The sequence below is a fragment of the Neoroseomonas soli genome (assembly GCF_018129065.1).
In the GTDB taxonomy this organism is placed as follows: Bacteria; Pseudomonadota; Alphaproteobacteria; order Acetobacterales; family Acetobacteraceae; genus Neoroseomonas; species Neoroseomonas soli.
Genome location: NZ_JAAEDM010000074.1, coordinates 1 through 23,175 on the forward strand (window position 1 = coordinate 1; position 23,175 = coordinate 23,175).

The 23,175-nt window shown below is 71.6% G+C and carries 23 protein-coding genes, 2 other RNA genes and 1 pseudogene; 8 read left to right on the forward strand and 18 right to left on the reverse strand.

All coding sequences use genetic code 11. The features are described from left to right. The 5 genes from ftsL to GXW76_RS20110 all read right to left on the reverse strand — a co-directional run. Window positions 1-411, reverse strand: a 411-nt coding sequence (gene ftsL / locus GXW76_RS20090) for a cell division protein FtsL (protein WP_456307114.1), incomplete at its 3' end; no start/stop codon positions are given. Continuing rightward, window positions 408-1,346: a 16S rRNA (cytosine(1402)-N(4))-methyltransferase RsmH gene (gene rsmH, locus GXW76_RS20095; protein ID WP_211863887.1), complete on the reverse strand. Its 939-nt coding sequence runs from the start codon at window positions 1,344-1,346 to the stop codon at window positions 408-410. The genes ftsL and rsmH, both read right to left, overlap by 4 nt. Further along, window positions 1,346-1,813: a division/cell wall cluster transcriptional repressor MraZ gene (locus GXW76_RS20100; protein WP_211863888.1), complete on the reverse strand. Its 468-nt coding sequence runs from the start codon at window positions 1,811-1,813 to the stop codon at window positions 1,346-1,348. Before GXW76_RS20100 ends, rsmH begins: the two co-directional genes overlap by 1 nt. 314 nt (window positions 1,814-2,127) lie before the next feature. Beyond that, window positions 2,128-2,528, reverse strand: an RNA gene (rnpB, locus tag GXW76_RS20105) — RNase P RNA component class A. Window positions 2,529-2,564: 36 nt separating this feature from the next. Further along, window positions 2,565-3,476, reverse strand: a complete 912-nt coding sequence (locus tag GXW76_RS20110) for a LysR substrate-binding domain-containing protein (RefSeq protein WP_211863889.1) — start codon at window positions 3,474-3,476, stop codon at window positions 2,565-2,567. A gap of 116 nt (window positions 3,477-3,592) precedes the next feature. Between GXW76_RS20110 and GXW76_RS20115 the strand changes: the two genes are divergently transcribed. Then, complete coding sequence (locus GXW76_RS20115; RefSeq protein ID WP_211863890.1) at window positions 3,593-3,853, forward strand: DUF1127 domain-containing protein; 261 nt, start codon at window positions 3,593-3,595, stop codon at window positions 3,851-3,853. Window positions 3,854-3,970: 117 nt separating this feature from the next. Here GXW76_RS20115 and GXW76_RS20120 read toward each other — a convergent pair whose 3' ends face one another. Together GXW76_RS20120 and GXW76_RS20125 are read right to left on the reverse strand one after the other, a co-directional pair. After that, window positions 3,971-4,585 carry an N-acetylmuramoyl-L-alanine amidase gene (locus GXW76_RS20120; protein WP_211863905.1) on the reverse strand — a complete coding sequence of 205 codons (615 nt, stop codon included), beginning with the start codon at window positions 4,583-4,585 and terminating at the stop codon, window positions 3,971-3,973. A 244-nt stretch (window positions 4,586-4,829) separates the two neighbouring features. Next, window positions 4,830-5,597: a TerB family tellurite resistance protein gene (locus tag GXW76_RS20125; RefSeq protein WP_211863891.1), complete on the reverse strand. Its 768-nt coding sequence runs from the start codon at window positions 5,595-5,597 to the stop codon at window positions 4,830-4,832. 132 nt (window positions 5,598-5,729) lie between these two features. Between GXW76_RS20125 and GXW76_RS20130 the strand changes: the two genes are divergently transcribed. After that, entirely contained in the window at window positions 5,730-9,335 is a 3,606-nt protein-coding gene (locus GXW76_RS20130) for a hydantoinase B/oxoprolinase family protein (protein ID WP_211863892.1), read from the forward strand. After that, window positions 9,332-12,175: an AsmA family protein gene (locus tag GXW76_RS20135; RefSeq protein ID WP_211863893.1), complete on the forward strand. Its 2,844-nt coding sequence runs from the start codon at window positions 9,332-9,334 to the stop codon at window positions 12,173-12,175. Before GXW76_RS20130 ends, GXW76_RS20135 begins: the two co-directional genes overlap by 4 nt. A gap of 164 nt (window positions 12,176-12,339) precedes the next feature. On the opposite strand, the gene GXW76_RS20140 is transcribed toward GXW76_RS20135, so the two are convergent. From GXW76_RS20140 to GXW76_RS20190, 11 genes are all read right to left on the reverse strand, one after another. Then, window positions 12,340-12,558, reverse strand: coding sequence for a ribbon-helix-helix domain-containing protein (locus GXW76_RS20140; RefSeq protein ID WP_211863894.1), 219 nt, complete (start codon window positions 12,556-12,558; stop codon window positions 12,340-12,342). Further along, window positions 12,555-13,991, reverse strand: coding sequence for a class II fumarate hydratase (locus GXW76_RS20145; RefSeq protein WP_211863895.1), 1,437 nt, complete (start codon window positions 13,989-13,991; stop codon window positions 12,555-12,557). Before GXW76_RS20145 ends, GXW76_RS20140 begins: the two co-directional genes overlap by 4 nt. Before the next feature lie 17 nt (window positions 13,992-14,008). Beyond that, window positions 14,009-14,416 carry a VOC family protein gene (locus GXW76_RS20150; RefSeq protein ID WP_211863896.1) on the reverse strand — a complete coding sequence of 136 codons (408 nt, stop codon included), beginning with the start codon at window positions 14,414-14,416 and terminating at the stop codon, window positions 14,009-14,011. 65 nt (window positions 14,417-14,481) lie between these two features. Beyond that, a complete protein-coding gene (locus GXW76_RS20155) occupies window positions 14,482-14,799 on the reverse strand; it encodes a YXWGXW repeat-containing protein (protein ID WP_211863897.1) in 318 nt (105 codons plus the stop codon). Window positions 14,800-14,933: 134 nt separating this feature from the next. Then, window positions 14,934-15,602, reverse strand: a complete 669-nt coding sequence (locus GXW76_RS20160) for a RidA family protein (RefSeq protein ID WP_246514553.1) — start codon at window positions 15,600-15,602, stop codon at window positions 14,934-14,936. Between the two features lie 15 nt (window positions 15,603-15,617). Beyond that, entirely contained in the window at window positions 15,618-15,875 is a 258-nt protein-coding gene (locus GXW76_RS20165) for a DUF1272 domain-containing protein (protein WP_211863898.1), read from the reverse strand. A 16-nt stretch (window positions 15,876-15,891) separates the two neighbouring features. Further along, entirely contained in the window at window positions 15,892-16,140 is a 249-nt protein-coding gene (locus GXW76_RS20170) for a DUF2798 domain-containing protein (protein ID WP_211863899.1), read from the reverse strand. After that, complete coding sequence (locus GXW76_RS20175; protein WP_272876116.1) at window positions 16,137-17,798, reverse strand: fumarate hydratase; 1,662 nt, start codon at window positions 17,796-17,798, stop codon at window positions 16,137-16,139. Before GXW76_RS20175 ends, GXW76_RS20170 begins: the two co-directional genes overlap by 4 nt. 228 nt (window positions 17,799-18,026) lie before the next feature. Beyond that, window positions 18,027-18,545, reverse strand: a complete 519-nt coding sequence (locus GXW76_RS20180) for an SspB family protein (RefSeq protein ID WP_211863900.1) — start codon at window positions 18,543-18,545, stop codon at window positions 18,027-18,029. A 40-nt stretch (window positions 18,546-18,585) separates the two neighbouring features. After that, window positions 18,586-18,906: a transfer-messenger RNA gene (ssrA, locus tag GXW76_RS20185) on the reverse strand. After that, window positions 18,873-19,268, reverse strand: a complete 396-nt coding sequence (locus GXW76_RS20190; RefSeq protein WP_211863901.1) for a hypothetical protein — start codon at window positions 19,266-19,268, stop codon at window positions 18,873-18,875. Before GXW76_RS20190 ends, ssrA begins: the two co-directional genes overlap by 34 nt. Before the next feature lie 93 nt (window positions 19,269-19,361). Here GXW76_RS20190 and GXW76_RS20195 point away from each other — a divergent pair. The 5 genes and pseudogenes from GXW76_RS20195 to GXW76_RS20215 all read left to right on the forward strand — a co-directional run. Further along, window positions 19,362-19,466, forward strand: a pseudogene (locus GXW76_RS20195) (transposase); the annotation flags it as partial. A gap of 52 nt (window positions 19,467-19,518) precedes the next feature. After that, window positions 19,519-19,641: an integrase core domain-containing protein gene (locus GXW76_RS20200; RefSeq protein ID WP_408904383.1), complete on the forward strand. Its 123-nt coding sequence runs from the start codon at window positions 19,519-19,521 to the stop codon at window positions 19,639-19,641. Window positions 19,642-19,697: 56 nt separating this feature from the next. After that, on the forward strand, window positions 19,698-21,878 hold the full coding sequence (locus GXW76_RS20205) for an SLC26A/SulP transporter family protein (protein ID WP_246514556.1): 2,181 nt from the start codon (window positions 19,698-19,700) through the stop codon (window positions 21,876-21,878). A gap of 136 nt (window positions 21,879-22,014) precedes the next feature. After that, the gene (locus tag GXW76_RS20210; RefSeq protein WP_211863903.1) at window positions 22,015-22,368 is read left to right on the forward strand and encodes a c-type cytochrome; all 354 of its coding nucleotides are present in this window, start codon (window positions 22,015-22,017) and stop codon (window positions 22,366-22,368) included. Beyond that, the gene (locus GXW76_RS20215) at window positions 22,365-23,066 is read left to right on the forward strand and encodes a phytochelatin synthase family protein (RefSeq protein ID WP_211863904.1); all 702 of its coding nucleotides are present in this window, start codon (window positions 22,365-22,367) and stop codon (window positions 23,064-23,066) included. Before GXW76_RS20210 ends, GXW76_RS20215 begins: the two co-directional genes overlap by 4 nt. The last annotated feature ends 109 nt before the right edge of the window (window positions 23,067-23,175 follow it).

A 23,175-nucleotide genomic window follows, 5' to 3' on the forward strand; every position in this document is an offset into this window, starting at 1 on the left:
CGGCGGCGCGGCGATGCTGCCCGGGCGCGAGCGCGGCTCCGTCGCGGCGATGGCGATGGCGGTGGCGCTGCCGTCGCCCGCCGGCTCCACCGGCGCGAAGAGGGACGGCGTGCCGGCGAAGGCCCGCGGCGCGGGCAGGCGGCGCTCCACCTCGGTCAGGCGGACGAACTGCGACGGCGCCATGGGCTCGAGCGGCAGGTGGCGCTGCGCGACCTGACGCAGGCGGTCCGGCTCGTTCAGCAGGGCCCATTCGGCGCGCAGCACCTGCGTGCGCTCGCGCGCCTGCTCGGTGCGGCGGTTGATCTCGCGCAGTTCGCGGTCGAGCTGCGAGACCGAATGCTTCACCTGGTAGAGGTAAAGTCCCGCGCCGGCAGCGGCGAAGAGGGTGACGAGCGTCAGAGGGCGGATCATGCGGCCTCCTCCAGGCGTTCGAGGGCGCGCAGGCGGGCGGAACGCGCGCGCGGGTTCGCCCCCGTCTCGGCATCGCCGGGACGGAGGGCGCGCGGGGTGACCAGGCGGAAGCGCGGTGCGACGCGCGCGGTCAGCGCGCCGGGATCATGGCGGGAAGCGCCGCCGGAGCGCCCGGCGGCCTCCGCCATGAAACGCTTGGCGATGCGGTCTTCGAGCGAGTGGAAGGCGACGACCACCAGCCGCCCGCCCGGCGCGAGCAACTGCGCGGCGGCGGCCATGCCGCGCTCGACCTCGCCGAGTTCGTCGTTCACCGCGAGGCGCAGCGCCTGGAAGGACCGCGTCGCGCCGTCGATGCCGGACGGGTCGCGCGGCACCTTCGAACGCACCAGCGCGGCGAGGTCGCCGGTGGTCGTGAAGGGCTGTTCCTTGCGGCGCTCGGCGATGGCCTTGGCGATGCGGCGGGAGAAGCGTTCCTCGCCGAGGTGGAACAGGATGTCGGCGAGTTCGCCTTCCGGCAGCGTGTTCACGAGGTCCGCGGCCGACGGCCCGGACTTCTCCATCCGCATGTCGAGCGGCCCGTCGGCGCGGAAGGAGAAGCCGCGCTCGGCCTGGTCGAGCTGGAAGGACGACACGCCGAGGTCCATCACCACCCCGTCCAGCGCCGTGATGCCGCGCGTGGCGAGGTGTTCGAGCATGTCGCCGAAGCGGCCCTCGATCAGGTGCAGGCGCGGTGCGTGGCGCGCGGCGAGCGCTGCACCACGGGCGATGGCGTCGGGATCGCGGTCCATCGCGAACAGCGTGCAGCGCGGCGCGGAGTCGAGGATAGCCGCCGCGTAGCCGCCGCCGCCGAAAGTGCAGTCGAGATAGGTCGCGCCATCGCGCGGGGCGAGCGTGGCGAGCACTTCGGCCAGCATGACGGGGAGGTGGCCGGTCATCATGCCTCTCCCTGCGGGCGGGCGGGGGAGGGGAGGGTGAGCTTGAAGTCGCGGGCGCGGGCGCGGGCCTCGCGGATGTGGGCGAGCGCGCGCTCCGTGTCCCAGATCTGGAAGCACTGGTTGGCGCCGATGAAGGAGACGGCTTCGGTGAGGCCGGCTTCCGCGACCAGGTCCTCCGGCAGGACCAGGCGGCCCTCGCCGTCGGGGCGCGCGGGATGGGCCGTGGCGAAGAGCGCGGCGGCGAGGTTGTCGGCCTGGTCCGAGAAGATGTCGAGGCGCGTGTGGCCGGCCGAAAGGGCCGCGAATGCGGGCTGTGGCCAGACCTCGATGCAGGGATGCCGGAAGGAAGGGAAGAGCACGATGTCCTGGGTGCCAAGGGCTTCGAGAACCGCGCGGAACTGGGCCGGGACCGAAATGCGGCCCTTCTTGTCCAACTTGCCCTTGTGCGTGCCCAGGAACTGGGTCATCGCCCCCCGCGTGCGGCCCCGCGGCGCCGCTCCAAATTGCTGTTCCGCCCCGGTTCAGCGGCCGGCGAGGCCCCCCGACCCCGCCGGCTCGCCCGACCATCCCGCTCCGTGCCCCGCTCGCCCCCCCGAGCGCTCTGGGACCCTCACGGGATGACATGGGATAACACGGGAAAACCTGGGACAGCAAGGGAGAAACATCGTTGCGAATTAGATACGCGACTCGAAAAACATCATGAATCAAAGCGGTTGCGTCCCAACACTGCCTCCCTCCGTGAGGCGATGCGAATGAAATCGCGGCATGGTGAGACGGAAGCGGCGTCAGACGGCCTGTAAGCCGGGTTCTGTCGTGCCCTTGCGGACACGGACGGCCATTCCTCTGGAGCCCGCATCGCTGCGGGCTTCGCGCGGCCAACCCGGGCAGAAGGGCGGGAATGCCCTTGCGTCAGCGCGTTGCCGCGCCTCGCCGTCCGCCCCTATTCGGCCTTGCTCCCGGTGGGGTTTGCCGTGCCGCCGCCGTTGCCGGAAGCGCGGTGCGCTCTTGCCGCACCGTTTCACCCTTGCCCGCAGGCCTTGCGGCGTGCGGGCGGTCTGTTCTCTGTGGCACTTTCCCTGGGGTCGCCCCCGCCGGTCGTTGACCGGCACCGTATTCCCGTGGAGCCCGGACTTTCCTCCAGCCTGCGATCTCTCGCGGACCAGCGGCCGCCCGGCCGTCTGACGCCGCGCGGGTCATGCGCCAGCGTGGCGGCATGCGTCAAGCGGTGCCGGCTTCGGCGGCCTGTGCGCGCATCCAGTCCCAGAACACCTGGGCCGGGCGGCGCAGCGGACCGATCGGCTTGGCGAGGTGATGGGCGCGCGGTCCCGGCGCGGCGAAGGGGTGCGCGTAGACCAGGCGCCCCGTGGCCAGTTCGCGCTCGGCGAGGTCCCCGCGCGCAAGGGCGAGACCGAGGCCCGCCGCCGCCGCTTCGAGCGTCAGGCCGAAATCGCTGAACACCAGGCCGTTGGACGGCGGTGCGCCGCGCCAGCCGGCGGCCGCGAGCCAGGCAGCCCAATGGTCCCGGTTGACGTCGAAGATCAGCGGCAGCCGCTCGGCGATCGCCTTGAGCGACGGAGTGCCGCGCAGCCTGAAGTCGGGCGAGCGCACGGGACGCAGCGTCTCGCGCATCAGCAACTCGGCCTCGAGTCCCGGCCAGGGCGGGACGCCGTGCCGCACCAGGAAATCGAGCCCGTTCCGCTGCGGGTCCTGCAACTCGGTCGTCGCCACCACGTCCACGCGGATCGTCGGATGCGCCTTGGCGAAGGCGGCCATGCGCGGCAGCAGCCAGCGCGCGGCGAAGGTCGGCACGACGCCGACGCGGATCTCGCCCATTGCCTCCTGCGCGCGGCGCCGGCGTGGGGATGCGGCCCGCCGCGTCGCCTCCTCGATCCCGGCGACGAGAGGCGCGACTTCGGCATGGTAGCGGCGCGCGAGCTGGGTCGGCTCCGTCCCGCGCGGGCCGCGCAGGAACAGCGGCCCGCCGAGCATGTCCTCGAGCGCCGCGATGTGGCGGCTGATCGCGCCATGCGTCAGGCCGAGCGCGGTGCCGGCCCGTCCGAAGCTGCCGGCGCGCAGCGCGGCGTCCAGGGCGCGCAACTGTTCCATGCTGGGCAGGCGGGTCGGACGCATGGGTGTGAGTATTCCTCACGTCCGGCGTGAATGCGAGGCGCTTCTCCTAGCCATGCCGGATGCGCAAGGCTTGCCGGTATGGCGCGATACCCAACCCCGCGCCGATGGAGCCGACCATGTCCGTCGAATGCAGCGCAACCTCCCTCCGGACCGCAGGGCACCCGGCCGCGCACGGCACGACCGCCGCGCCGGGGCTGTGGGCGCGCTTCCGGTCCAGGGCGACGGATGCGATGGAGCGCCGCCGGGCACGCCGGCTGATCGTGGAGATGGAAGACCGGATGCTGCGCGACATCGGCCTGGCGCGCGGCGACGTGGAGCGGGCGATCCGCTACGGGCGCGAGGACGCCAGGCCAGTCCTGCCCTGGTGGAGGATGTGACGCGAGAGGGGCGCCGCCCCTCTCGCACTCTCCCCGCCAAGGGCCGAAAGGCCCTTGGAACCCGTCAATGCGTCAGTGCCGGATGGGCGGGGCGTCGCCGCCGCAATACCTGTGCCTTCAGAGGCAGAGCGCGGCGACGGCGGCGATGCGCGCCCGCGTCGCGGCATCGGCGATGCCATCCGTGCGCGACGGCAGCCAGTGCCGCTGGAACGCGGTGACCAGCACCGGGAGCGGCAGGTCCGTCCGATACCCGATCGCCGCGAGCAGATGCAGCGTCTCGCTCTCCGGCGGCGGGGGCGGATCGGACGCGGGCCACAACCCGACCCCGTTCGCGGCGAGGCCCTGCCAGTCGAACAGCTCGCCCGGGTCCTGCTTGCGGTCCGGCGCGACGTCGCTGTGCCCGACAACGTTGCGCGGCGGGATCGGGTGGCGCGACAGGATGTCGAGGCAGAGGTCGCAGACCGCCGCCATCTGCAGCGCGGGGAAGTCCCGGTAGCCCCATTCGTGGCCCGGATTCACGATCTCGATGCCGATCGAGCGCGCGTTGAGCGCCGCGTGCCCGCGCCAGTGCGAGATGCCGGCGTGGGCCGCGCGCTTGTGCTCGGGCACCAGGCGGAGGATGCCGCCGTCCTCCTCGACGACGTAGTGGGAGGACACCTTGGCGGCCGGGTCGCGCAGCCGGTCGATCGCTTCCTGGCCCGTGCGCATGCCCGTGTAGTGCAGGATGAGCATGTCCACCGGTACGCCCGCGGGACGTTCATCGTGGTTGGGGCTCGGGGCCTCGATGATCCGCAGCGTCACGGGCTGCGTTCCCGCTTGATGCGATTCCCCCAGGCCGTGCTCGCGCGGCCGTTCCACGAACGGGGCCTGGGACCGTGGTGCCGTATTCACAGGCCGCGCTCCCGCTTGATGCGGTCCCCCAGGCCGTGCTCGCGCGGCCGTTCCACGAACGGGGCCTGGGACCGTGGTGCCGTATTCACAGGCCGCGCTCTCGCTTGATGCGGTCCCAGGCGGCGTTGATTTCCGCGACCTTGGTCGTTGCGCGCTTGACGAATTCCTCGGGCACGCCGCGGGCGGCGAGGCCATCCGGGTGGTTCTCCCGCATCAGCTGCCGCCAGGCGGTGCGGACCTGGTCGTCGGACGCCTCGCGCGTCAGGCCGAGGACGGGGTAGGGATCCTCCATCTGCTGCTGGACGGCGCCGCGCGGGTTCCCGCCCTTGGCCCGTTCCCAGGCCGCGGCGTCGAGGCCGAGGCGGGCATGGATGCCGCGCAGCATGTCGCCCTCGGACTTCGTCACCGGCCCGTCGGCGCGGGCGATGCGCACCAGGGCGGCCAGCACGTCCTCGAGCATCGCCTTGTTGTCGGCGAAGGCCTCGCCGAGCTTCTCGGCGAAGGGTTCCCAGCCTTCGGCGGTCTCCCGCGCCTGGTCGAAGAGCCGGCCGACATCGCGCAGCCCTTCTTCCGGCACGCGGAATGTCTGGCGGAAGGCGTCGATCTCGGCCCGCTTCACCGGCCCGTCCACCTTGGCGAGCTTCGCCGAGAGCACCACGACGGCGAAGGAGAACAGGTTCTCCCTGCCGCCCAGCATGTGGACCACGTCGGCGGCGTTGGGCGGGATGCGGCCGGCGCCGGGCATGCCGCCATTGTCGGCGGCGTGGCCGAGCGCGGCACCCACCATCGCACCGAAGGGGCCACCCATGGCGAAGCCCGCCATGCTGCCCAGGATCTTGCCCCAGAAGCTCATCTTGCAGGCGGTGCTAGCACAGAGGGGCGCGCAGCGGCAGTCGCACCGCCTTGCCGCCCGCGCAGGGCCTCTCTATGCCAGCATCGATGTGGATGGGGCGTCGCGGCCCCCGCGCGGGAATAGGGTGGCGTCATGGCCGGCTGGCAGTTCTGGATCGATCGCGGCGGCACCTTCACCGACATCGTCGCGCGCGACCCCGATGGGCATCTGTCCACCCGCAAGCTGCTCTCCGAGAACCCGGAACGCTACCGCGACGCAGCCGTGGCCGGCATCCGGGAGGTGCTGGGCGTCGCCCCCGGCGCGCCGATCCCGCCCGGTGCGATCGACGCCGTGAAGATGGGCACCACCGTCGCGACCAATGCGCTGCTCGAGCGCAAGGGCGAGCGGGTGCTGCTGATCGTCAATCGCGGCTTCGCCGACATGCTGCGCATCGGCAACCAGGCGCGGCCGCGGCTCTTCGACCTCGACGTGAGGCTGCCCGAACTGCTGCATGAGCGCGTCGCCGAGATCGGCGGGCGCGTCGCGGTGGACGGGACGGAGATCGAGCCGCTCGACGAGGCCGCCGCCCGCGCCGCGCTGAAATCCGCCCATGCCGAGGGAATCCGCGCCGTCGCCATCGTGCTCATGCATGCCTGGGCGCATCCGCGGCATGAGCAGCGCGTGGGCGAGATCGCGCGGGAGGAAGGCTTCCCGCAGATCTCGCTCAGCCATGCCGCGAGCCCCCTGCCGCGCATCGTGCCGCGCGGCGACACCACGGTCGTGGATGCATACCTGTCGCCGGTGCTGCGCCGCTACGTGGACCAGGTGGCGAGCGAACTCCCCGGCGTGCGGCTGTATTTCATGCAGTCCAATGGCGGGTTGACCGAGGCCGGGCGCTTCCAGGGCAAGGACGCGATCCTCTCCGGCCCCGCGGGCGGCATCGTCGGCGCGGCCCGCACCGCCGGGATGGGCGGCTTCGACCGCATCATCGGCTTCGACATGGGCGGCACCAGCACCGACGTCGCCCTCTACGCCGGCGAGTTCGAGCGCGCCTTCGAAACCGAGGTCGCCGGCGTGCGCATGCGTGCGCCGATGATGGCGATCAACACCGTGGCGGCGGGTGGAGGTTCGATCCTGCATTTCGACGGCGCGCGCATGCGTGTCGGTCCGGATTCCGCGGGCGCGGTGCCGGGTCCGGCCTGCTACCGGCGCGGCGGGCCGCTCGCGGTGACGGACGCCAACGTCATGGTCGGCAAGATCCAGCCCAGGCATTTCCCGGCGATTTTCGGCCCGAACGGCGATCAGCCGCTGGATGCCGACATCGTGCGGCAGAAGTTCACGGCACTGGCGGAGGAGATCGCCCAGGCGACCGGCACGCCGCAGGACCCGCGCAAGGTGGCGGAAGGCTTCCTGCGCATCGCCGTCGCCAACATGGCGAATGCGATCAAGCAGGTCTCCATCCAGAAGGGCCACGACGCCACGCGCTTCGCCCTGCAATGCTTCGGCGGCGCGGGCGGGCAGCATGCGTGCCTCGTGGCCGATGCGCTCGGCATGGAAACGGTGTTCATCCACCCCTTCGCCGGCGTGCTGTCGGCCTATGGCATGGGCCTCGCCGACCAGGCCGCGATCCGCGAGGGTGCGGTGGAGGCGCCGCTGTCGCCGGACGGCATGGCCGACCTTGCCGCCCGCCTCGATGCGCTGGCCGGGGAAGGCCGGGCTGAACTGGCTCGCCAGGGTGCCGATCCGGCGCGGCTGAAGGTCGCGCGACGGCTGCACCTTCGCTACGCCGGCACGGATGCCTTCCTGCCGGTGCCCTTCGGCGACCACGCCACGGTGCTGGCCACCTTCACCGATGCGCATCGCCGCCGCTTCGGCTTCGCCACGCCGGAACGCCAGGTGGTGGTGGAAGCCTGCATCGCCGAAGTCACCATGCCCGGCGAACAGGTGAACGAGGCCGCATCGCCTGCCCGCAATCCGGGCGCGGCGCCCGCGGCCATCGACAGCGCCCCGCTCTTCACCGAAGGCGCCGAACACGCCGCGCCGGTCTACGACCGCGACGCGCTGCATGCCGGTGACAGGCTGAAGGGCCCCGCGCTGATCCGCGAGGCCAACGCCACGACCGTGGTCGAACCCGGCTGGACGGCGGAAGTCACCGAACGCAACCACCTGGTCCTGCGCCGCACCGAGAAGCGCGAGGCCGCGCGCCTGGCCGATGCTTCCCGCCCCGACCCGGTGATGCTGGAACTGTTCAACAACCTGTTCATGAACGTCGCCGAGCAGGCGGGCGCGGTGCTGCAGAACACCTCGCTGAGCGTGAACATCAAGGAACGCCTGGACTTCTCCTGCGCCATCTTCGACGCGGAGGGTTATCTGGTCGCCAACGCCCCGCACGTGCCGGTGCATCTCGGCGCGATGGGCGAGAGCGTGCGGACGGTGATCCGGTCCCGCGGCAAGACATTGAAGCCCGGCGACGTGGTGGCGCTGAACAACCCGTCCAATGGCGGCACGCACCTGCCGGACATCACCGTCATCACGCCCGTCTTCGACGCGGCTGGGCGGGAGATCCTGTTCTTCGTGGGCTCGCGCGGCCACCACGCCGATATCGGCGGCCTGACGCCAGGCTCGACGCCGCCGGGATCGAGGACGCTGGAGGAGGAAGGCGTCGTCATCGACGACTTCCTGCTGGTGGACGGCGGCACGATCCGCGAGGTCGAGCTCCGTGCCGTCCTCGCCGGCGCGAAGTATCCCGCGCGCAGCCCGGACGTGAACGTCGCCGACATCAAGGCGCAGGTCGCATCCAACGAGAAGGCGGTGCAGGAACTGCACCGCGCCGTGGCCGAGTTCGGCCTCGGCACCGTGCGCGCCTACATGAAGCACGTGATGGACAACGCCGAGGAATCCGTCCGCCGCGTGCTGGAACGGCTGCCGGATGGCGATTTCTCCACCTTCATCGACGACGGCGCGCCGCTGACGGTCTCGGTGCGCGTGGACCATGCGAATCGCCGCGCGGTGATCGACTTCACCGGCACGGGGCCGCAGCGCCCTGACAACTTCAATGCGCCGAGCGCGGTCTGCCGCGCTGTCGTGCTCTATTGCTTCCGCTGCCTGGTGGGGGAGGACATCCCGCTCAACGACGGCTGCCTCAAGCCGCTGGAGATCGTGATCCCGGAAGGCACCTTCCTGTCGCCCCGCCCCGGCGCGGCGGTGGTCGCGGGCAACACGGAAGTGTCGCAGATGACCTGCAACGCGGTGCTCGCGGCGCTCAACGCCTGCGCCTCCGCCCAGGCGACGATGAACAACCTGCTCTTCGGCGACGCCACCTACCAGTATTACGAGACGATCTGCGGCGGCACCGGCGCCGGCCCGGGCTTCCACGGCGCCGGCCCGGTGCAGACGCACATGACCAACACGCGCATGACCGACCCGGAGATCCTGGAACTCCGCTACCCGGTGCGACTTGAGGAGTTCGCCATCCGCCGCGGTTCGGGCGGCGCCGGCAAGTGGCATGGGGGCGACGGCTCCCGCCGCCGCATCCGCTTCCTGCACCCGATGGAGGCGGTCATCGTCGCCTCCCGCCGCACCGTGGCGCCGCATGGCCTGCAGGGCGGCGGCGACGGCGCCGCCGGCCGGCAATGGGTGGAACGCACCGACGGCAGCGTCCAGGTGCTGAAGGGCAGCGACCGCGCCTCCCTGCAGCCCGGTGACATCTTCGGCCTCGAGACGCCGGGCGGCGGAGGTTGGGGAACGCCTGCGGCGTGAGGAAGCGTCTCCTCCTCGTCCTGCTGCCGGTGGCCGTGCTCGTCGCGGCCTGGGTGGGGCCGCGCCTGCTGGACTGGGAGGCGCAGCGCGACCGCGTCGCCGCCATCGCCTCCGCCCGGCTCGGCCGGCACGTCACGCTGGAGGGGCCGCTGAGCCTGACGCTGCTGCCGCAGCCGATGGTCGAGGCGGCTTCCGTCCGCGTCGGCGAGGCGGAGGGCGCTGAGATCGGCATCTCCGCGCGCGCGCTGCACCTGCGCCTCGGCCTGCTGCCGCTGCTCCTGGGCCGCTTCGAACCGCGCGATCTCGTTCTCGTCGGCGCCGACATCCGCCTGCCCTGGCCCCCGGACAGCATCGGCGCGGTGCGCCCGCCGCCCTGGCTGACCGGCTTCGATGCCCGCATCGAGAACAGCCGGGTCGCGGTCGGCGGCGCCGTGCTGGAGGGCGTCGCCGCGCGGCTCGCCGCCCCGGGTCCGCTCGATGCCATCCGCACCGAAGGCAGCTTCACCTGGCGCGGCGCGCCCGTGCGGTTCGAGGCTGTGATCGGCCGTCCCGGCTTCGACGGCGTGGCGACGCTCGACATCGTCATGGCGGCGCAGGGGGCGACCGCCACCGCGCGCGGCGTCCTGGTGGCGGAAGGCGGCTTCGACGGGCGCATCGAGGCCTCCGGCGCCGATCTCTCGGCGCTGACCGCGGCTCCTGCCGGGCCTTTCCGTGCCACCGGCCGCCTCGGCATCACGGCCGAGATCGCGGCGGCCGACGACCTCGCGCTCGACCTCGGCGGCGTGACGGGGCGCGGGGCGGCCACCTTCCGCTTCGCCCCGGCACCGAGCCTCGACATCGCGCTCGCGCTGGCGCGGCTCGACCTCGATGCCTGGATCACCGCGCTGCGCGGGGCGCAGCAGCCGCCGCTGCCGGTCGGGCTCGACCTTTCCGCCGAGGTCGCCGCCTTCCGCGGCCAGACGCTGCGCCGCCTGCGCGGCGGTGTCCTGCGCGAGAACGGCCGGCTGACACTCTCGGGCCTCTCGGCCGTGCTGCCGGGCGAGGCGCAGGTCGAGGGCGAGGGCGCCATCGCCGGACCGCGGCTCGAACTCGCCGTCCGCTTCGCCGGGCCGAGCCTGCGCACGACGATCGCCGCGTTCGGCGCCCCCGTGGACCGCTTCGATCCCGCCCGGCTGCGCGCCTTCGAGGGGCAGGCGCGACTGGAACTGGACCAGGCGCAGCTCGGCGTGCAGGACCTGGCGGCGGTGATCGATGGCGCGCGCGCCAGCGGCGCCGGCGTGCTGCGCTTCGGCGCCCGGCCGGCGCTCGGCCTCGGCCTGTCCTTCGACCGGCTGGACCTCGACGGGCTGGCGCCGCCGCCGGCCGCCTGGGCCGAGGCGCTCCGCACCGCGCCGGGCTTCGACGCCAACCTCCGCCTCTCCGCCGAGACGCTGTCCTGGGCCGGGCTCGCCGCCGAGCGCGCCGCGGTCGATGCGGTGGTGGAAGGCGGGCGCCTCGGCCTGCGGCGGCTTTCGGGCCGCATCGGCGGTGCGGACGTGACCTTGGCCGGCAGTGTCGCCCTCGGCGCCACCCCGCGCTTCGCCGATATCGGGCTGGAGGTCGCCGCGCCCTCGGTGAACGGGCTTGCCGCCGTGCTGGCACCCGTTCTCCCGGTGCCGGAAGGGCTGCAACCATTGCCGTTGCGGCTGCGCGTCACCGGCGGCGGGCCGGCGGACGCCCTTGCCCTGGCCGGCGAGGGCGAACTCGGCGAATTGCGCGCCGAGGGCCAGTCCACCACCAATCTCACCCAGGGCCGCGCCAGCGGGTCGCTGACGCTGCGCCACCCCGGGGCGCCGCGTCTCGCCTTGCTGCTGGGCGCACCGGAGCCGCCGGCCTGGCTCGGCGAGGGCTCCTTCTCGCTGATCGCGACGCTGTCGGGCGGCGTGGCGGGGGTTTCCGCGGAGAGCCTGGAACTCGTCGCCGGCGGGTTGCGCGCCCGGGGGCAGCTTGCGCTGGCGCTCGACGGGGTGCGGCCACGGCTGACCGGCCGCCTCGCCGCCGAGCGCCTGCCGCTGCCCGGCCTGCCGCTGCGTGGCGCGGAACCGCTCGCGCTCGGGTTGCTCGGGAAGGTCGATGCGGAACTGGCGCTGACCGCGGCCGAACTTGCCTCCCCCGACCTGCCGCCGCTGACCGAAGCGGCGGCGACGCTGCGCCTGGACGCCGGGCGGCTCGCGCTGGACGAGGTGCGCGCAGGCCTTGGCGGCGGCGTGCTGGAGGGGCGGATCGCCCTCGATGGCGCGGCGGCGCCGCCGGTGCTGGAAGGTTCGCTCGGCCTCGCAGGGGCGACGCTGAGCGGGCCGCTATTTGGGCTGCCCTTCGACATCGCCTCCGGCCGGGTGGAGGCTCAGGCTCGCTTCACGGCCGCCGGCCATGCGCCCACCGCGATGCTGGCGACGCTCGCGGGCGAAGGGCGCTTCGCGGTGGCCGACGGGGTGCTCGTCGGCGTTGCCCTCGGCGGAGCCTCGGCCGCGGCCGCGCTGGAGGACGCCGCAGCGGCCGAGGCGGGCGTGCGGGCGGCCCTCGAAGGCGGCGCCACTGCCCTTGAGCGCCTGGAAGGCGGCTGGCGCGCGGCAGGCGGCGTGGTGTCGCTGGAAGAGGTGCGCATCGCCGGCGAAGGCGGCGTCTCCGGTGCCGTCGAGGGCAGCGTGGACCTCCCGCGCGGCGCTCTGGACCTGCGCTTCCTGGTGCGGCCGGGACCGGCCGAGGCACCACCGATCGCGCTGCGCGTGACCGGGCCGGCGGAGACGCCGCGAAGGCAGCCGGAAGTGGCGCCATGGGCGCGATGGCGGGCGGAAAGGTAGCGGGGGAGACGCCGTCTCCCCCGCGCCCCCTCTGCCAAAGGCCGAAAGGCCTTTGGGAACCGATACCTGGTGCTGGAGCAGATCCCGATCAGGTGCTTCCACCTGATCGGGTGCAGATGCTCGCAAAAATAAAGGCCTGGAGCGGTGTTCGTGAGCCGAGGCGTCTAGCCGCGGAGGGTGCGCAGGGCGAAGACGCGAAGCGTGCTGGCCAGGGGGGCGCCGTCCTCGGTGCGGGCGGCATCGAGTTCGGCCACGAGCCCGGCGAGGCTGACGCCGCGGGTCTTCGCGGCGGCTTCGATGACCGACCAGAATTCCGGTTCCAGCGCGACCGAGGTGCGATGGCCGGCCAGGCTGAAGGACCGCTTGGCGAGGTGCGGCTTCACCCACCGCCCTCGAGCGTGCCGCCGGGGCGGATCATGTCCTCGGGGCGCACCCAGCGGTCGAAATCCTCGGGCGTGACGAAGCCGAGGCGCGCGGCGGCATCCTTCAGCGTCAGGTCCTCGGCGAGCGCGGTCTTGGCGATGCGCACGGCCTTGTCGTAGCCGATGCGTGGGTTGAGCGCGGTCACCAGCATCAGCGACTTCGCCACCTGTTCCGCGATCCGCGCACGGTTGGGCTCCAGCTTCGCCACCATGTGCGTGGCGAAGGAAGCCGCGGCATCGCCGAGCAGCGTCGTGCTCTCCAGCACCGCCTGGATGATGACGGGCTTGAAGACGTTCAGTTCCAGATGGCCCTGCGCGCCGGCGAAGGTGACGGTGGTCTGGTTGCCCATGACGCGGGCGGCGACCATGGTCAGCGCCTCGCTCTGCGTCGGGTTGGTCTTGCCGGGCATGATGGAGGACGACAGGCCGTCGGCCGGGATGACCAACTCCCCGATCCCCGCGCGCGGGCCGGAACCGAGCAGGCGGATGTCGTTGGCGATCTTGGTCAGCGAGACCGCCACCGTGTTCAGCGCGCCGTGCAGTTCCACGAAGGCGTCGTGCGCGGCCATGCCTTCCGACTTGTCGGGGTTGGGCGCGAAGGCCTCGCCCGTGCGGTCCGCGACGATGGCGCAGAAGGCGTCGTCGAAATCCGGGTGGCGGTTGAGGCCGGTGCCGGCGGCCGTACCACCCTGCGGCAGGAGCAGCAGGCGCGGCAGCGTGTCCGTCACGCGCGCGATGCCGTTTTCGATCTGGCGGGCCCAGGTGGCGAACTCGCCACCCAGCGTGACCGGCACCGCATCCATCAGATGGGTGCGGCCGAGCTTCACGATGGCGGCGTAGTCGGCGGCCTTCGCCGTCAGCGCGGCATGCAGCGCCGCGAGCCCCGGAAGCAGCCGTTCGCGCACGGCATGCACGGCGGCGAGGTGCATCACCGTCGGGAAGGAATCGTTGGAAGACTGCCCGCGGTTCACGTGGTCGTTCGGATGCACCGGCTTCCGCGTGCCGAGGGGCTGGCCGAGCATCTCGTTCGCCCGGTTCGCGATGACCTCGTTCGCGTTCATGTTGGTCTGGGTGCCGGAGCCGGTCTGCCAGACGGGTAGCGGGAAATCCCCGTCGCGAGCGCCGGATTCCACTTCGGCCGCCGCGGCCTTGATCGGCTCGGCGATGGCGTCGGGCAATTCGCCGAGGCGGCGGTTCGCCTCCGCCGAGGCCCATTTCTGCAGCCCGGTGGCGCGGATCACGCCGGGGTCGAGGCGGGCATCGCCGATGCGGAACAGCGCGCGGGCGCGTTCCGTCTGCGGGCCCCAGTAGCGGTCCGCGGGGATCTCGATGGTGCCGAGGCTGTCGGTTTCGGTGCGCGTCGCGCCCGGGGCGCGCGATCCTGACGTGCTCATGACACGGATATGGGGGGTCAGTCCGCCGCGCCGTAGGTCGCGATCTCGATCAGGTTGCCGTCCGGATCGCGGCAATAGACGGAAGTGATCGGCCCCAGCGCCCCGTCCTTCGCCACCGGGCCGAGTTCCACCTTCACGCCGCAGCGCTGCAGGTGGGCGATGACCTGTTCCGCGTCGACGGTGACGATGAAGCACAGGTCCTCGGTGCCCGGCACGCCGCCGGACGCGCCGGTCCACCATTCCTGCTGCGTCGCCTCGACCGGGCGGAGGTTGATCTTCTGGCCGCCGAACTTCAGCGCCGTGCGGCGATGGGGGCCGAATTCCTCGACCTCCATCCCCAGCACGCGCTGGTACCAGGAGGCCGAGATGGTCACGTCGCGGCAGGTGACGACCAGGTGGTCGAGGCGATCGACGGCGAAGCGCATGGCGGCTCCTGGAACTGGGACGGCCTTGCGCCTGTACAGAACGCCCGCCTCGCTGTCACCCGTGGTCAGTCGCGGTCCCAGCGGCCGGGCCGGTAGCGCCAGCGGTCGCCGTCCTGGTCCCAGCGCGGCTGGGCATAGTGACGGCCGCGCCGGGCGCGGATCCAGCGGCCGTCCTCCCAGACGTAGCGGCGGCCGTTCCAGCGCCAGTGGCCTTCCTGCCAGACATGGCCGCGGCGGGGCGGCGGCATGGGCCGGGCATAGCGCGGCGGGGGCGGCGGGCCGAAGTTGAGGGTCACGCTCTGCGCCTCGGCCGTGCCGGGCACCGCGAGGGCGGCCAGCCCCAGGGCGGGGATCAGGGCCAGGAAGCCTCGGCGGTCGGTCATGCGGCGGTCTCCTTCATGCCAGGGGCAGGGCGGGGCCCTGCCGTTGGAGACGACCTTGCCTGCTGCGCGGGGCCGGAAGGAGGCAGGGATGCGGCGGCCTGTGGCGAAGTGTTGCCGCGAAAGTTACATGTGGCTCAGGCCGCGCTGCCGCGGCGGGCGGTCACCTCGATCTCGATCTTCATCTCCGGCGACATCAGCGCCGTGTGGATCAGCGTCGAGGCCGGGCGTGCCTTGCCCAGATACTTCTTGATGACCGGCCAGCAGGGTTGCCAATCCTTCGGATCGGGCACGATGAACAGCACGCGCACCACGTCGTCGAGCGATGCCCCGGCCTGTTCGAGCGCGGCGGCGATGTTGCGGAAGGTCTGGTCACACTGCGCCACGACATCCGGCTGGATGGTCATGGTCGAATAGTCGTAGCCGGTAGTACCGGAGACCCAGATGTCGTCGCCCACGGCGACGGCGCGGGAATAGCCGATCTCCTCCTCGAACTTCGAGCCGGAGGAGATGTGGCGGCCCTGCCTCCTTGGCGGGACGTTTTTCGCGCCGGGCAGGGCGGGGTTCGCCTGTTCGAGCCCTACCAGCCGCTGTTCGAGTTGGGCGATGTTCGAGCCCAGCTCCGAGATCACGCGAGCGGCCTTGTGGATCACGTAAAGGCTGAAGGTGGCGGTTGCCGCCACGATCAGGAGCATCACGGCCATTGCGACATGCCCACTGATGAGCACGATCAGGGCCATGAGGCTGAACACGGCCGCCACCGCACCATTCGCGATAAGGGCCATCAGGCGGATGCGGTCAGGCATGATCTGGCCCTTCGGTCAGGCCGTTGCAGGGCCGCCGCAACGCTCAGGCCGGTGGATCCGCTCCGTCGATGCGGGGAATTTCCCGAGCTTCTCCGCCGGGCGGATCGGCCGGCGCACCAGTTCCCCGCCGCAATTCGGGCAGAGCCCGCCCGGCAGCTTGGTGCGGGCGCAGTCCACGCACCAGGTGCATTCGAAGGAGCAGATCAGCGCGTCGCGGCTGTCCGGGGGCAGGTCGCGTCCACAGCATTCGCAGTTGGGGCGAAGGGCCAGCATGGACGCGCTCCTGTGTTCAATGTGCCTCGACGAACCGCCCCACCAGGCGGCGCACGATCGGCAGCACGACCAGCACGGTGGGGAAGGCGATGAGCCAGGACATGGCCCAGGCCACCGGCCAGCGTGCCAGCACCTCGTCAGTGACGCCAAGGGCGAGCACGGTCGAGACGCCGGAGACCACGAAGGTCATGATCAAGGTCAGGAAGAAGCCGGTGGCCAGCGGTGTGAGGCGGGCCGGCAGCCGGCGTGTCCTCGCCTCGCTCACTCAAGCCCCTCGTAGAAGTCGTTCCCCTTGTCGTCCACGACGATGAAGGCGGGGAAGTCCTCGACCTGGATGCGCCACACAGCCTCCATGCCGAGCTCGGGGTATTCCAGCACCTCGACCTTCCTGATGCAGTCCTGCGCGAGTCGCGCTGCCGGCCCGCCGACCGAGCCGAGGTAGAAGCCGCCATACTTCTTGCAGGCGTTGAGCACCTGCTTCGAACGGTTGCCCTTGGCCAGCATCACCAGCGACCCGCCCGCGGCCTGGAAGGCCTCGACGTAGCTGTCCATCCGCCCCGCCGTGGTCGGGCCGAAGGAACCGGTGGCGTAGCCGGTCGGGGTCTTGGCCGGGCCCGCGTAATAGACCGGATGGTCCTTGATGTACTGCGGCAGGCCCTCGCCGCGGTCCAGCCGCTCCTGCAGCTTGGCGTGGGCGATGTCGCGCGCGACCACGATGGTGCCGGTCAGGGAGACGCGCGTCTTCACCGGGTGCTTCGACAGCGTCGCGCGGATCTCGTCCATCGGGCGGTTGAGGTCGATCTTCACCACCTCGCCGCCGAGGATGTCCTCGGTGTGCTCCGGCAGGTAGTGCGCCGGCTCGTGCTCGAGCTGTTCGAGGAACACGCCGTCGGCCGTGATCTTCGCCTTGATCTGCCGGTCGGCGCTGCACGACACACCGATGCCGATCGGCAGCGAGGCGCCGTGCCGCGCCATGCGGATCACGCGTACGTCGTGGCAGAAATACTTGCCGCCGAACTGCGCGCCGATGCCGAGGTTCTGCGTCAGCTTGTGGATCTCGGCTTCCAGTTCCGTGTCGCGGATCGCATGGCCGGACTTGTCGCCCTTGGTCGGCAGCGCATCGAGCCACTTGGTCGAGCCGAGCTTCACCGTCTTGAGGTTCATCTCGGCCGAGGTGCCGCCGATGACGATGGACAGGTGATAGGGCGGGCAGGCCGAGGTGCCGAGGGTCTTGATCTTCTCCTCGATGAAGGCGAGCAGCTTCGGCTTGTTCAGCACCGCGCGGGTCTGCTGGTACAGGAAGGTCTTGTTCGCCGATCCGCCGCCCTTGAGGATGAACATCAGGTGCATCTCGTCGGCGTGGTGCTCGCCGGGCTGCGCCATGATGGAGAACTCGACCGGCAGGTTGTTGCCGGTGTTGGCTTCCTCGAACATCGAGAGCGGCGCCATCATCGAATAGCGCAGGTTCGTCTCGAGGTAGGTGCGCGCGACGCCGTAGGACAGCGCCTCCTCCTCGTCGCCCTCGACCCAGACGCGCTGGCCCTTCTTGCCGAAGACGATCGCGGTGCCGGTGTCCTGGCACATGGGCAGCACGCCGCCGGCGGCGATGTTGGCGTTCTTCAGCAGGTCGAGCGCCACGAAGCGGTCGTTCGCGCTCGCTTCCGGATCCTTCAGGATGTTCGCGAGCTGCTGGAGGTGCGCAGGGCGCAGCAGGTGGGAGACATCGTGGCAGGCCTGGAAGGCGAGCTCGCTCAGCGCCTCGGGCTTCACCTTCAGCACGCGCTTGCCGTCCATCTCGATGACCGAGACGCCGCCGATGTCGAGCTTGCGATACGGCGTGGTGTCCTCGCCGAGCGGGAACATCGTCGAGAACTGGTAGCCCTCGGGGCGGGCGGGCGCGGCGGCGTCGAGCGGGGGGGTCATGCGCAATCTCCGGGCGCGCGAAATGGTGCGCGCGGGGCGGGTCTAGCGCAGGGAAGGGCGCCCCGCCAACCGCCCGCCAATACCCACCAGGAAGGCGGGCCGAGGCCCTGCCTCGGATCGGGAGCGCAAAGCGCGACCGCGCGCGACCATCAACTGCCGCCGGTGCGCCCTGCCCGCGCGAAGCCAAGGCGGCCGGACGGCCGCCGCCCGGCGCCTGAGGGACGAAACTTAGGCGTCCTTGGCCGGCTTGCGGCGGAAGGCGTCGAGGCTGACCACCTGGGCCGGGGCGGCCGGGGCCGGCGGCGGCTCCTCTGCCGCGGGGGCGGCCGGTTCCTCGGGCGTATCCTCGAAGGCCGGCAGTTCCATGCCGGTCGGCTGGAAGCGCAGGCCGAAGCGGACATGCGGGTCGTGGAACATGGTCAGGGCGCCGAAGGGGACCACCAGGCGGGACGGCACGCCGCCGAAGAACAGGGTCACGCCGAAGCGCGCGGCATCCCGGTCCACGAACAGGTCCTCGAACTGGTGCTGCAGGACGATGGTGATCTCCTGCGGGTAGCGGGCCTTGAGGTGGCCCGGCACCGTCGTGCCCGGATGGTCGGTGCGGAAGGTCAGGTAATAGTGGTGCTCGCCGGGCAGGCCCTCGGCGGCCGCGTGTTCGATCGCGCGGATGGCGACCTCGCGCAGGGCTTCCTCGGCCCAGGTGTCGTAGGGCAGCAGGCTCTCGGGCGGGGCGGCGTCATCGCTCATGCGCGCCATCTAGTGCAGGAGGCGGACAGGTGCAAAGGGAAGTGGGGGGCTTCTGTTGCCCGGTGCCCCCCGGACCGCGCTTACCTATCTCTAGGCAGCGAGCGCCACAGCCTCGCGGCTGTTGTCATTGGCACTTGTGATTTGGTCCGATGACGGCGGTACCATGCCGGGCAAAAGACGGATCTTTACCGCGCGCGTCGAGCCTGTTTCGCCCCCATCTGCCGCTGACAAGGCGGGGTTGATGGTGGAGGCGCCGGGTACCGCCCCCGGGTCCGCAACGCTTATTCCATACGCCGTTTATCGCCATAGTCACCGAGGTGACGGGGCTCATATAGGTGAGCCCGCCGCGGAATTCGAGAGGATTCGCTCAGCCTTCGCGGCCCTTCGGCGGGCGGTGGAGCCGTTGAAGGCGTAGCGCGGGTTGAGGGGCATGGCGGGGCCTGGCCCCGGGGGGCAGCCAATGGCCACCGAGGGGGCTTCGCCCCCTGCATCCCCCTTTGCCGAACCCGCGGTCATGGCCCTGAGAGCGTCGTCGGTGGCGGCGTCCTCCGACGCCAGGACGGCACCGCCGGCGCGCAGCATGGCGGCGAGCTGGCCGATCAGCTCGATGTCCAGCGGGTCGTCCGGCCCCGGACCCGGGCCGACGATGACCCTGTCGACGAGGGCGCGGGCTGCCTCCAGCCCCTCGGGGTCGTTGCTGCCCGCGAGCGCCTCCCGCAGCACCGCGACCCGGTTGGCATAGACCGCGGCGAGGTTTGACCATGCCCCCTGGGATGCCCCCGCATTGAGTTGGAGTCCGTCGAAGGGGGACGCATGATGAAGCGATCGAGGTTCACGCAGGATCAGATCGTTGGAGTGCTGAAGGCGCACCAGGCCGGCGCGACGATGCCGGATCTGTGCCGCAAGCACGGAATCAGCGACGAATGCCTGAACGAGCATCTGTTCGGCAGCCTGCCCGCCGCGCGCCGGCTTCATCGATGCATGGAGGAGCGACTACAATAGAACTCGCCCACACACGAGCCTGAACGGGTTCGCCCCAGCAGCCTTCGCAGCCCGCCCCACAACGGGGCCAATGGAGAACAGGCTCTGCTCATGAACGAGGGCTTTCAGGGGGCAGGGTCACCCGGCATGCCGAGGCCCACCGTGGGAGGCATGGCGCGCGCCGCCGCCCTCGGAAGGGGTCTGGCCGGAGGCGGGCTCGTATCGATCTGGAGCGTGACGAATGCCCTGGCCTATGCGGGGCTGCTGTTCGCCGGGCTTTCGGCCGCTGGCCTCCAGGTGGGTGTTTCCTCGGTTCTACTTGGCCTCATGGTGGTCAGCTTCCTCGCCACCTTCGGCAGCGCCGGCACCGGCATCGCCTTTTCCGCCTTCGGCAGCGCGGCAATCCTGCATGCGGCGGCCGTCCAGGCGGTGGATGCCCTGCTGGAAGCGAAAGGCGTCCCGGCGGGACTGACCCGCGAGGGAGCCGTGGTGCTGGCCTCCGGGACAATGACGGTGGTGGCCGGCGTCGCACTTGCCGCCCTCGGCGTCGCGCGCCTCGGCTCCCTGGTGCGCCTCCTGCCGAACCCGGTCGCGGTCGGCTTCTTCGCGGGCCTCGGGGCGGCGTTCACCGCCGGCGGGATCACGCTGGCGACGGGCGTTGCGCCCCACCGTGACGGTATCGCCGCCTACGCTGAGCCTGAGCGGCTGTTGCAGGCCGGCGTCGCCCTCGGCATCGGCCTGCTCCTGGTCATCCTGCCGAGGCGGACGCGGCACGGCGCGGTCATGCCGGCGATCCTGGTCGCGGCCGCGCTCGCCTGCCATGCGGCCATGCTCCTCCTCGGCTGGACGGTGGCGGACGGCCAGCGGGCCGGATGGCTGCTCGGCCCCTTCCCCTCCGGGCGCATCCTGTCGTTCCCGCCTGGCGAATCCCTGGCCCTGTTCGACTGGGACCTGGTCCGGACACTGCTGCCCTACGCGGCCTCCTCGGCGCTGCTGTGCGCGATCACGCTCGCGCTGATGGTCACCGGCATCGAGGCCCTGACCGGCCGCCCGATGAACGTGGACCGCGAGATGCGGGTGGCCGGCTTCGCCAACATCGTGGGGGGAGCGCTCGGCGGCCTGCCCACCGGGCACGCCCTCTCCGCGACGACCTTCCTTGCGCGGGCGAGGCCGGTCGGACGATGGGTCACCGCGGTGCCCGGCGCCGTCGCGCTCGCCATCCTGCTGTTCGGAGCGGACGTCCTGGCACTCGTGCCGCGGCCGGCCCTCGCGGCCCTGCTCCTATCGGTCGGCATCGAGTGGATGGTGATCCGCACCTGGCGCGAGGCCCGGGTCCTGCCACGGCACGAGGTGGTGATCCTGTTGGTCGTCGCGGCGTCCATCGCGATCGTGGGGATTGTCGAGGGCATCGCCCTCGGCCTCGGGCTTGCGCTGCTCATCTTCGCCTGGACCTACCGCCGCATCCCGGTGATCCGGAGCGTGGTGCGCGGCCACGAGATGCGCAGCAGCGTGGCGCGCTCAGCCAGAATGGTGCGCGTGCTCGAGGCGGAAGGACACCGCATCCTGCTGGTGCGGCTGCAGGGGTACATGTTCTTCCTCAATGCCGAGATCGTTCAGCGTACCTTCGCGGGCGCCAAGACCGACGGCGTCCGCTTCCTGGTCCTGGATTTCGGACATGTCCTCGGCATGGACAGTTCGGCGATCGATGTGTTCGCGCGCCTGGAACGGGAGGCGCGGCAGCGCGGCGTCCGCATCGCGCTCACCGCCGTCCCCGATGCGCTGGACGACCGCTTCGCCGCCCACGGCGTCTTCCGGACACCCGGCTGCTCCCGGTTCACGAGCGCCGACCAGGGCCTGGAGCACGCGGAGGAACTGCTCCTTGCGGAGCATGGCCAGCCCGTGCACGAGGAGCGGGCCAGCTTGGCGGCGCAACTCGCGTCGCTCGGCGATCTGCCGGACGTCGAACTGCGGCTGGCGCCCTTCGTCGGCCATGTCGCCTTCGCGCCCGGAGAAACCCTGATGCGCCAGGGCCAGCCCGCCGACGACATGATGTTCCTCGAAAGTGGCCGCGTCTCGGCGGTTCTGCTCGAGAAGGGTGCGGCACCCGTCCACCTGCGGACGCTCACGCCCGGGACCCTGGTGGGGGAGCTCGCGCTCGTGCGCGGGGGCAACCGGACCGCGTCGGTGATCGCGGTGACGCCCTGCGAGGCCGTACGGATCGACCGGGCCGGGCTCGCGCGCCTCAAGGCCGCGGATCCGGTGCTCGCCTTCGCAATGCAACGCATGATCATGCTGCAGATCTCGGAGAAGCTCGTGGACAACACCCGCGCGGTGGACCTCGCCCTGCGATGAGGCCGGCGCGATGCGCCGCGATCTGCCGGTGTAGGGGCGGCCCCGGTGCCCGGACGAGCGTCCCGCCAGGCGATTTCACCTGATCGGATATTGCTCTACCGTTGCGAATCCCACGCGCGGAGGAAGCGGATCGAACATGGCACGATGCCACCCCGGCGCCGGGATATGGGGCTTCGCCGCCGTGCTGGTCGTGCTCCTCTGCGGCCCGCGAGACCTGCGCGCCCAGGGCAGCGTGGAGGGTCCCTCGGTCCCGGTGGCAGCGGGCCCGTGCTTTTCCTGCCACGGCCCGTTCGGGCGGCCGGAGACCATCGACTATCCAATCATCGGCGGGCAGAGCGCCGCATACTTGGCGTCCGCGCTGCGGGCCTACCGCGCCGGCCAGAGATCGGGCGAACTCGCGGAACTGATGGCCCCGTTCGCGCAGCCGCTCGACGACCGCGCCATCGAGGATCTCGCCGCCTTCTTCTCCTCGCTGAGGTCGCTGCGATGACACGTCGGCTTGCCCTTGCGCTCCTGCTCGTCGCGCTGCTGCTCCCGGGGCAGGTGCGGGCGCAGGTCGTGGCGCTCGACACGCCCGATGGCGCCACCCGCTTCCAACGCGCGATCGGCGGGCCGCAGGCGCTCGGCCTGCTGGCGCATCTCGAGACCGAGGTCTTCCTGACCTTCTGCGGGCCGGCCTCCCTCGCCACGGCGCTGAACTCGCTCGGCGTCCACGAACCCTCGCCGGCCGCCTTCTTTCCTTACCGGCGGATGACGCAGGACTCGCTTTTCACGCCGGCGAACCTCGCGGTGAAGAGCTATGCCGCCGTCCAGGCCGGCGGCCTCACCCTCGAACAGCTGGCCACCTTCGCGCGCAACCTCGGCGCCAGCGAGGAGGCGGTGCATGCGGATACGCTGGATGCGGGGACGCTGCGTGCGAGGCTCTTCGACGCAATCGCCGATCCAGCCCGCCGCGTGCTCGTGAACTATTCCCGCATCCCGCTGGACCAGGAGGGAGACGGGCACATCTCGCCGCTCGCGGCCTATGACGCCGAGAGCGACTCCGTCCTGATCCTCGATGTCGCGCGCTACAAATACCGGCCGGTCTGGGTGCCGGTCGCGACCCTTCTCGTCGCGATGCAGCGCGTGGATCCGGATTCGGGGCGCGCACGTGGTCTGCTGGTCCTGATGGTGCGGAGGCCGCAGTGAGGCGGCGGGACCTGCTGGCCGGGGCGGCGGCGTCGCCCTTGCTCGGGGCCCAACGCGCGGCCGCGGCGCCGGCGGACGGCTTCGCGGACGCTGCCGCGGCGCTCGCGGG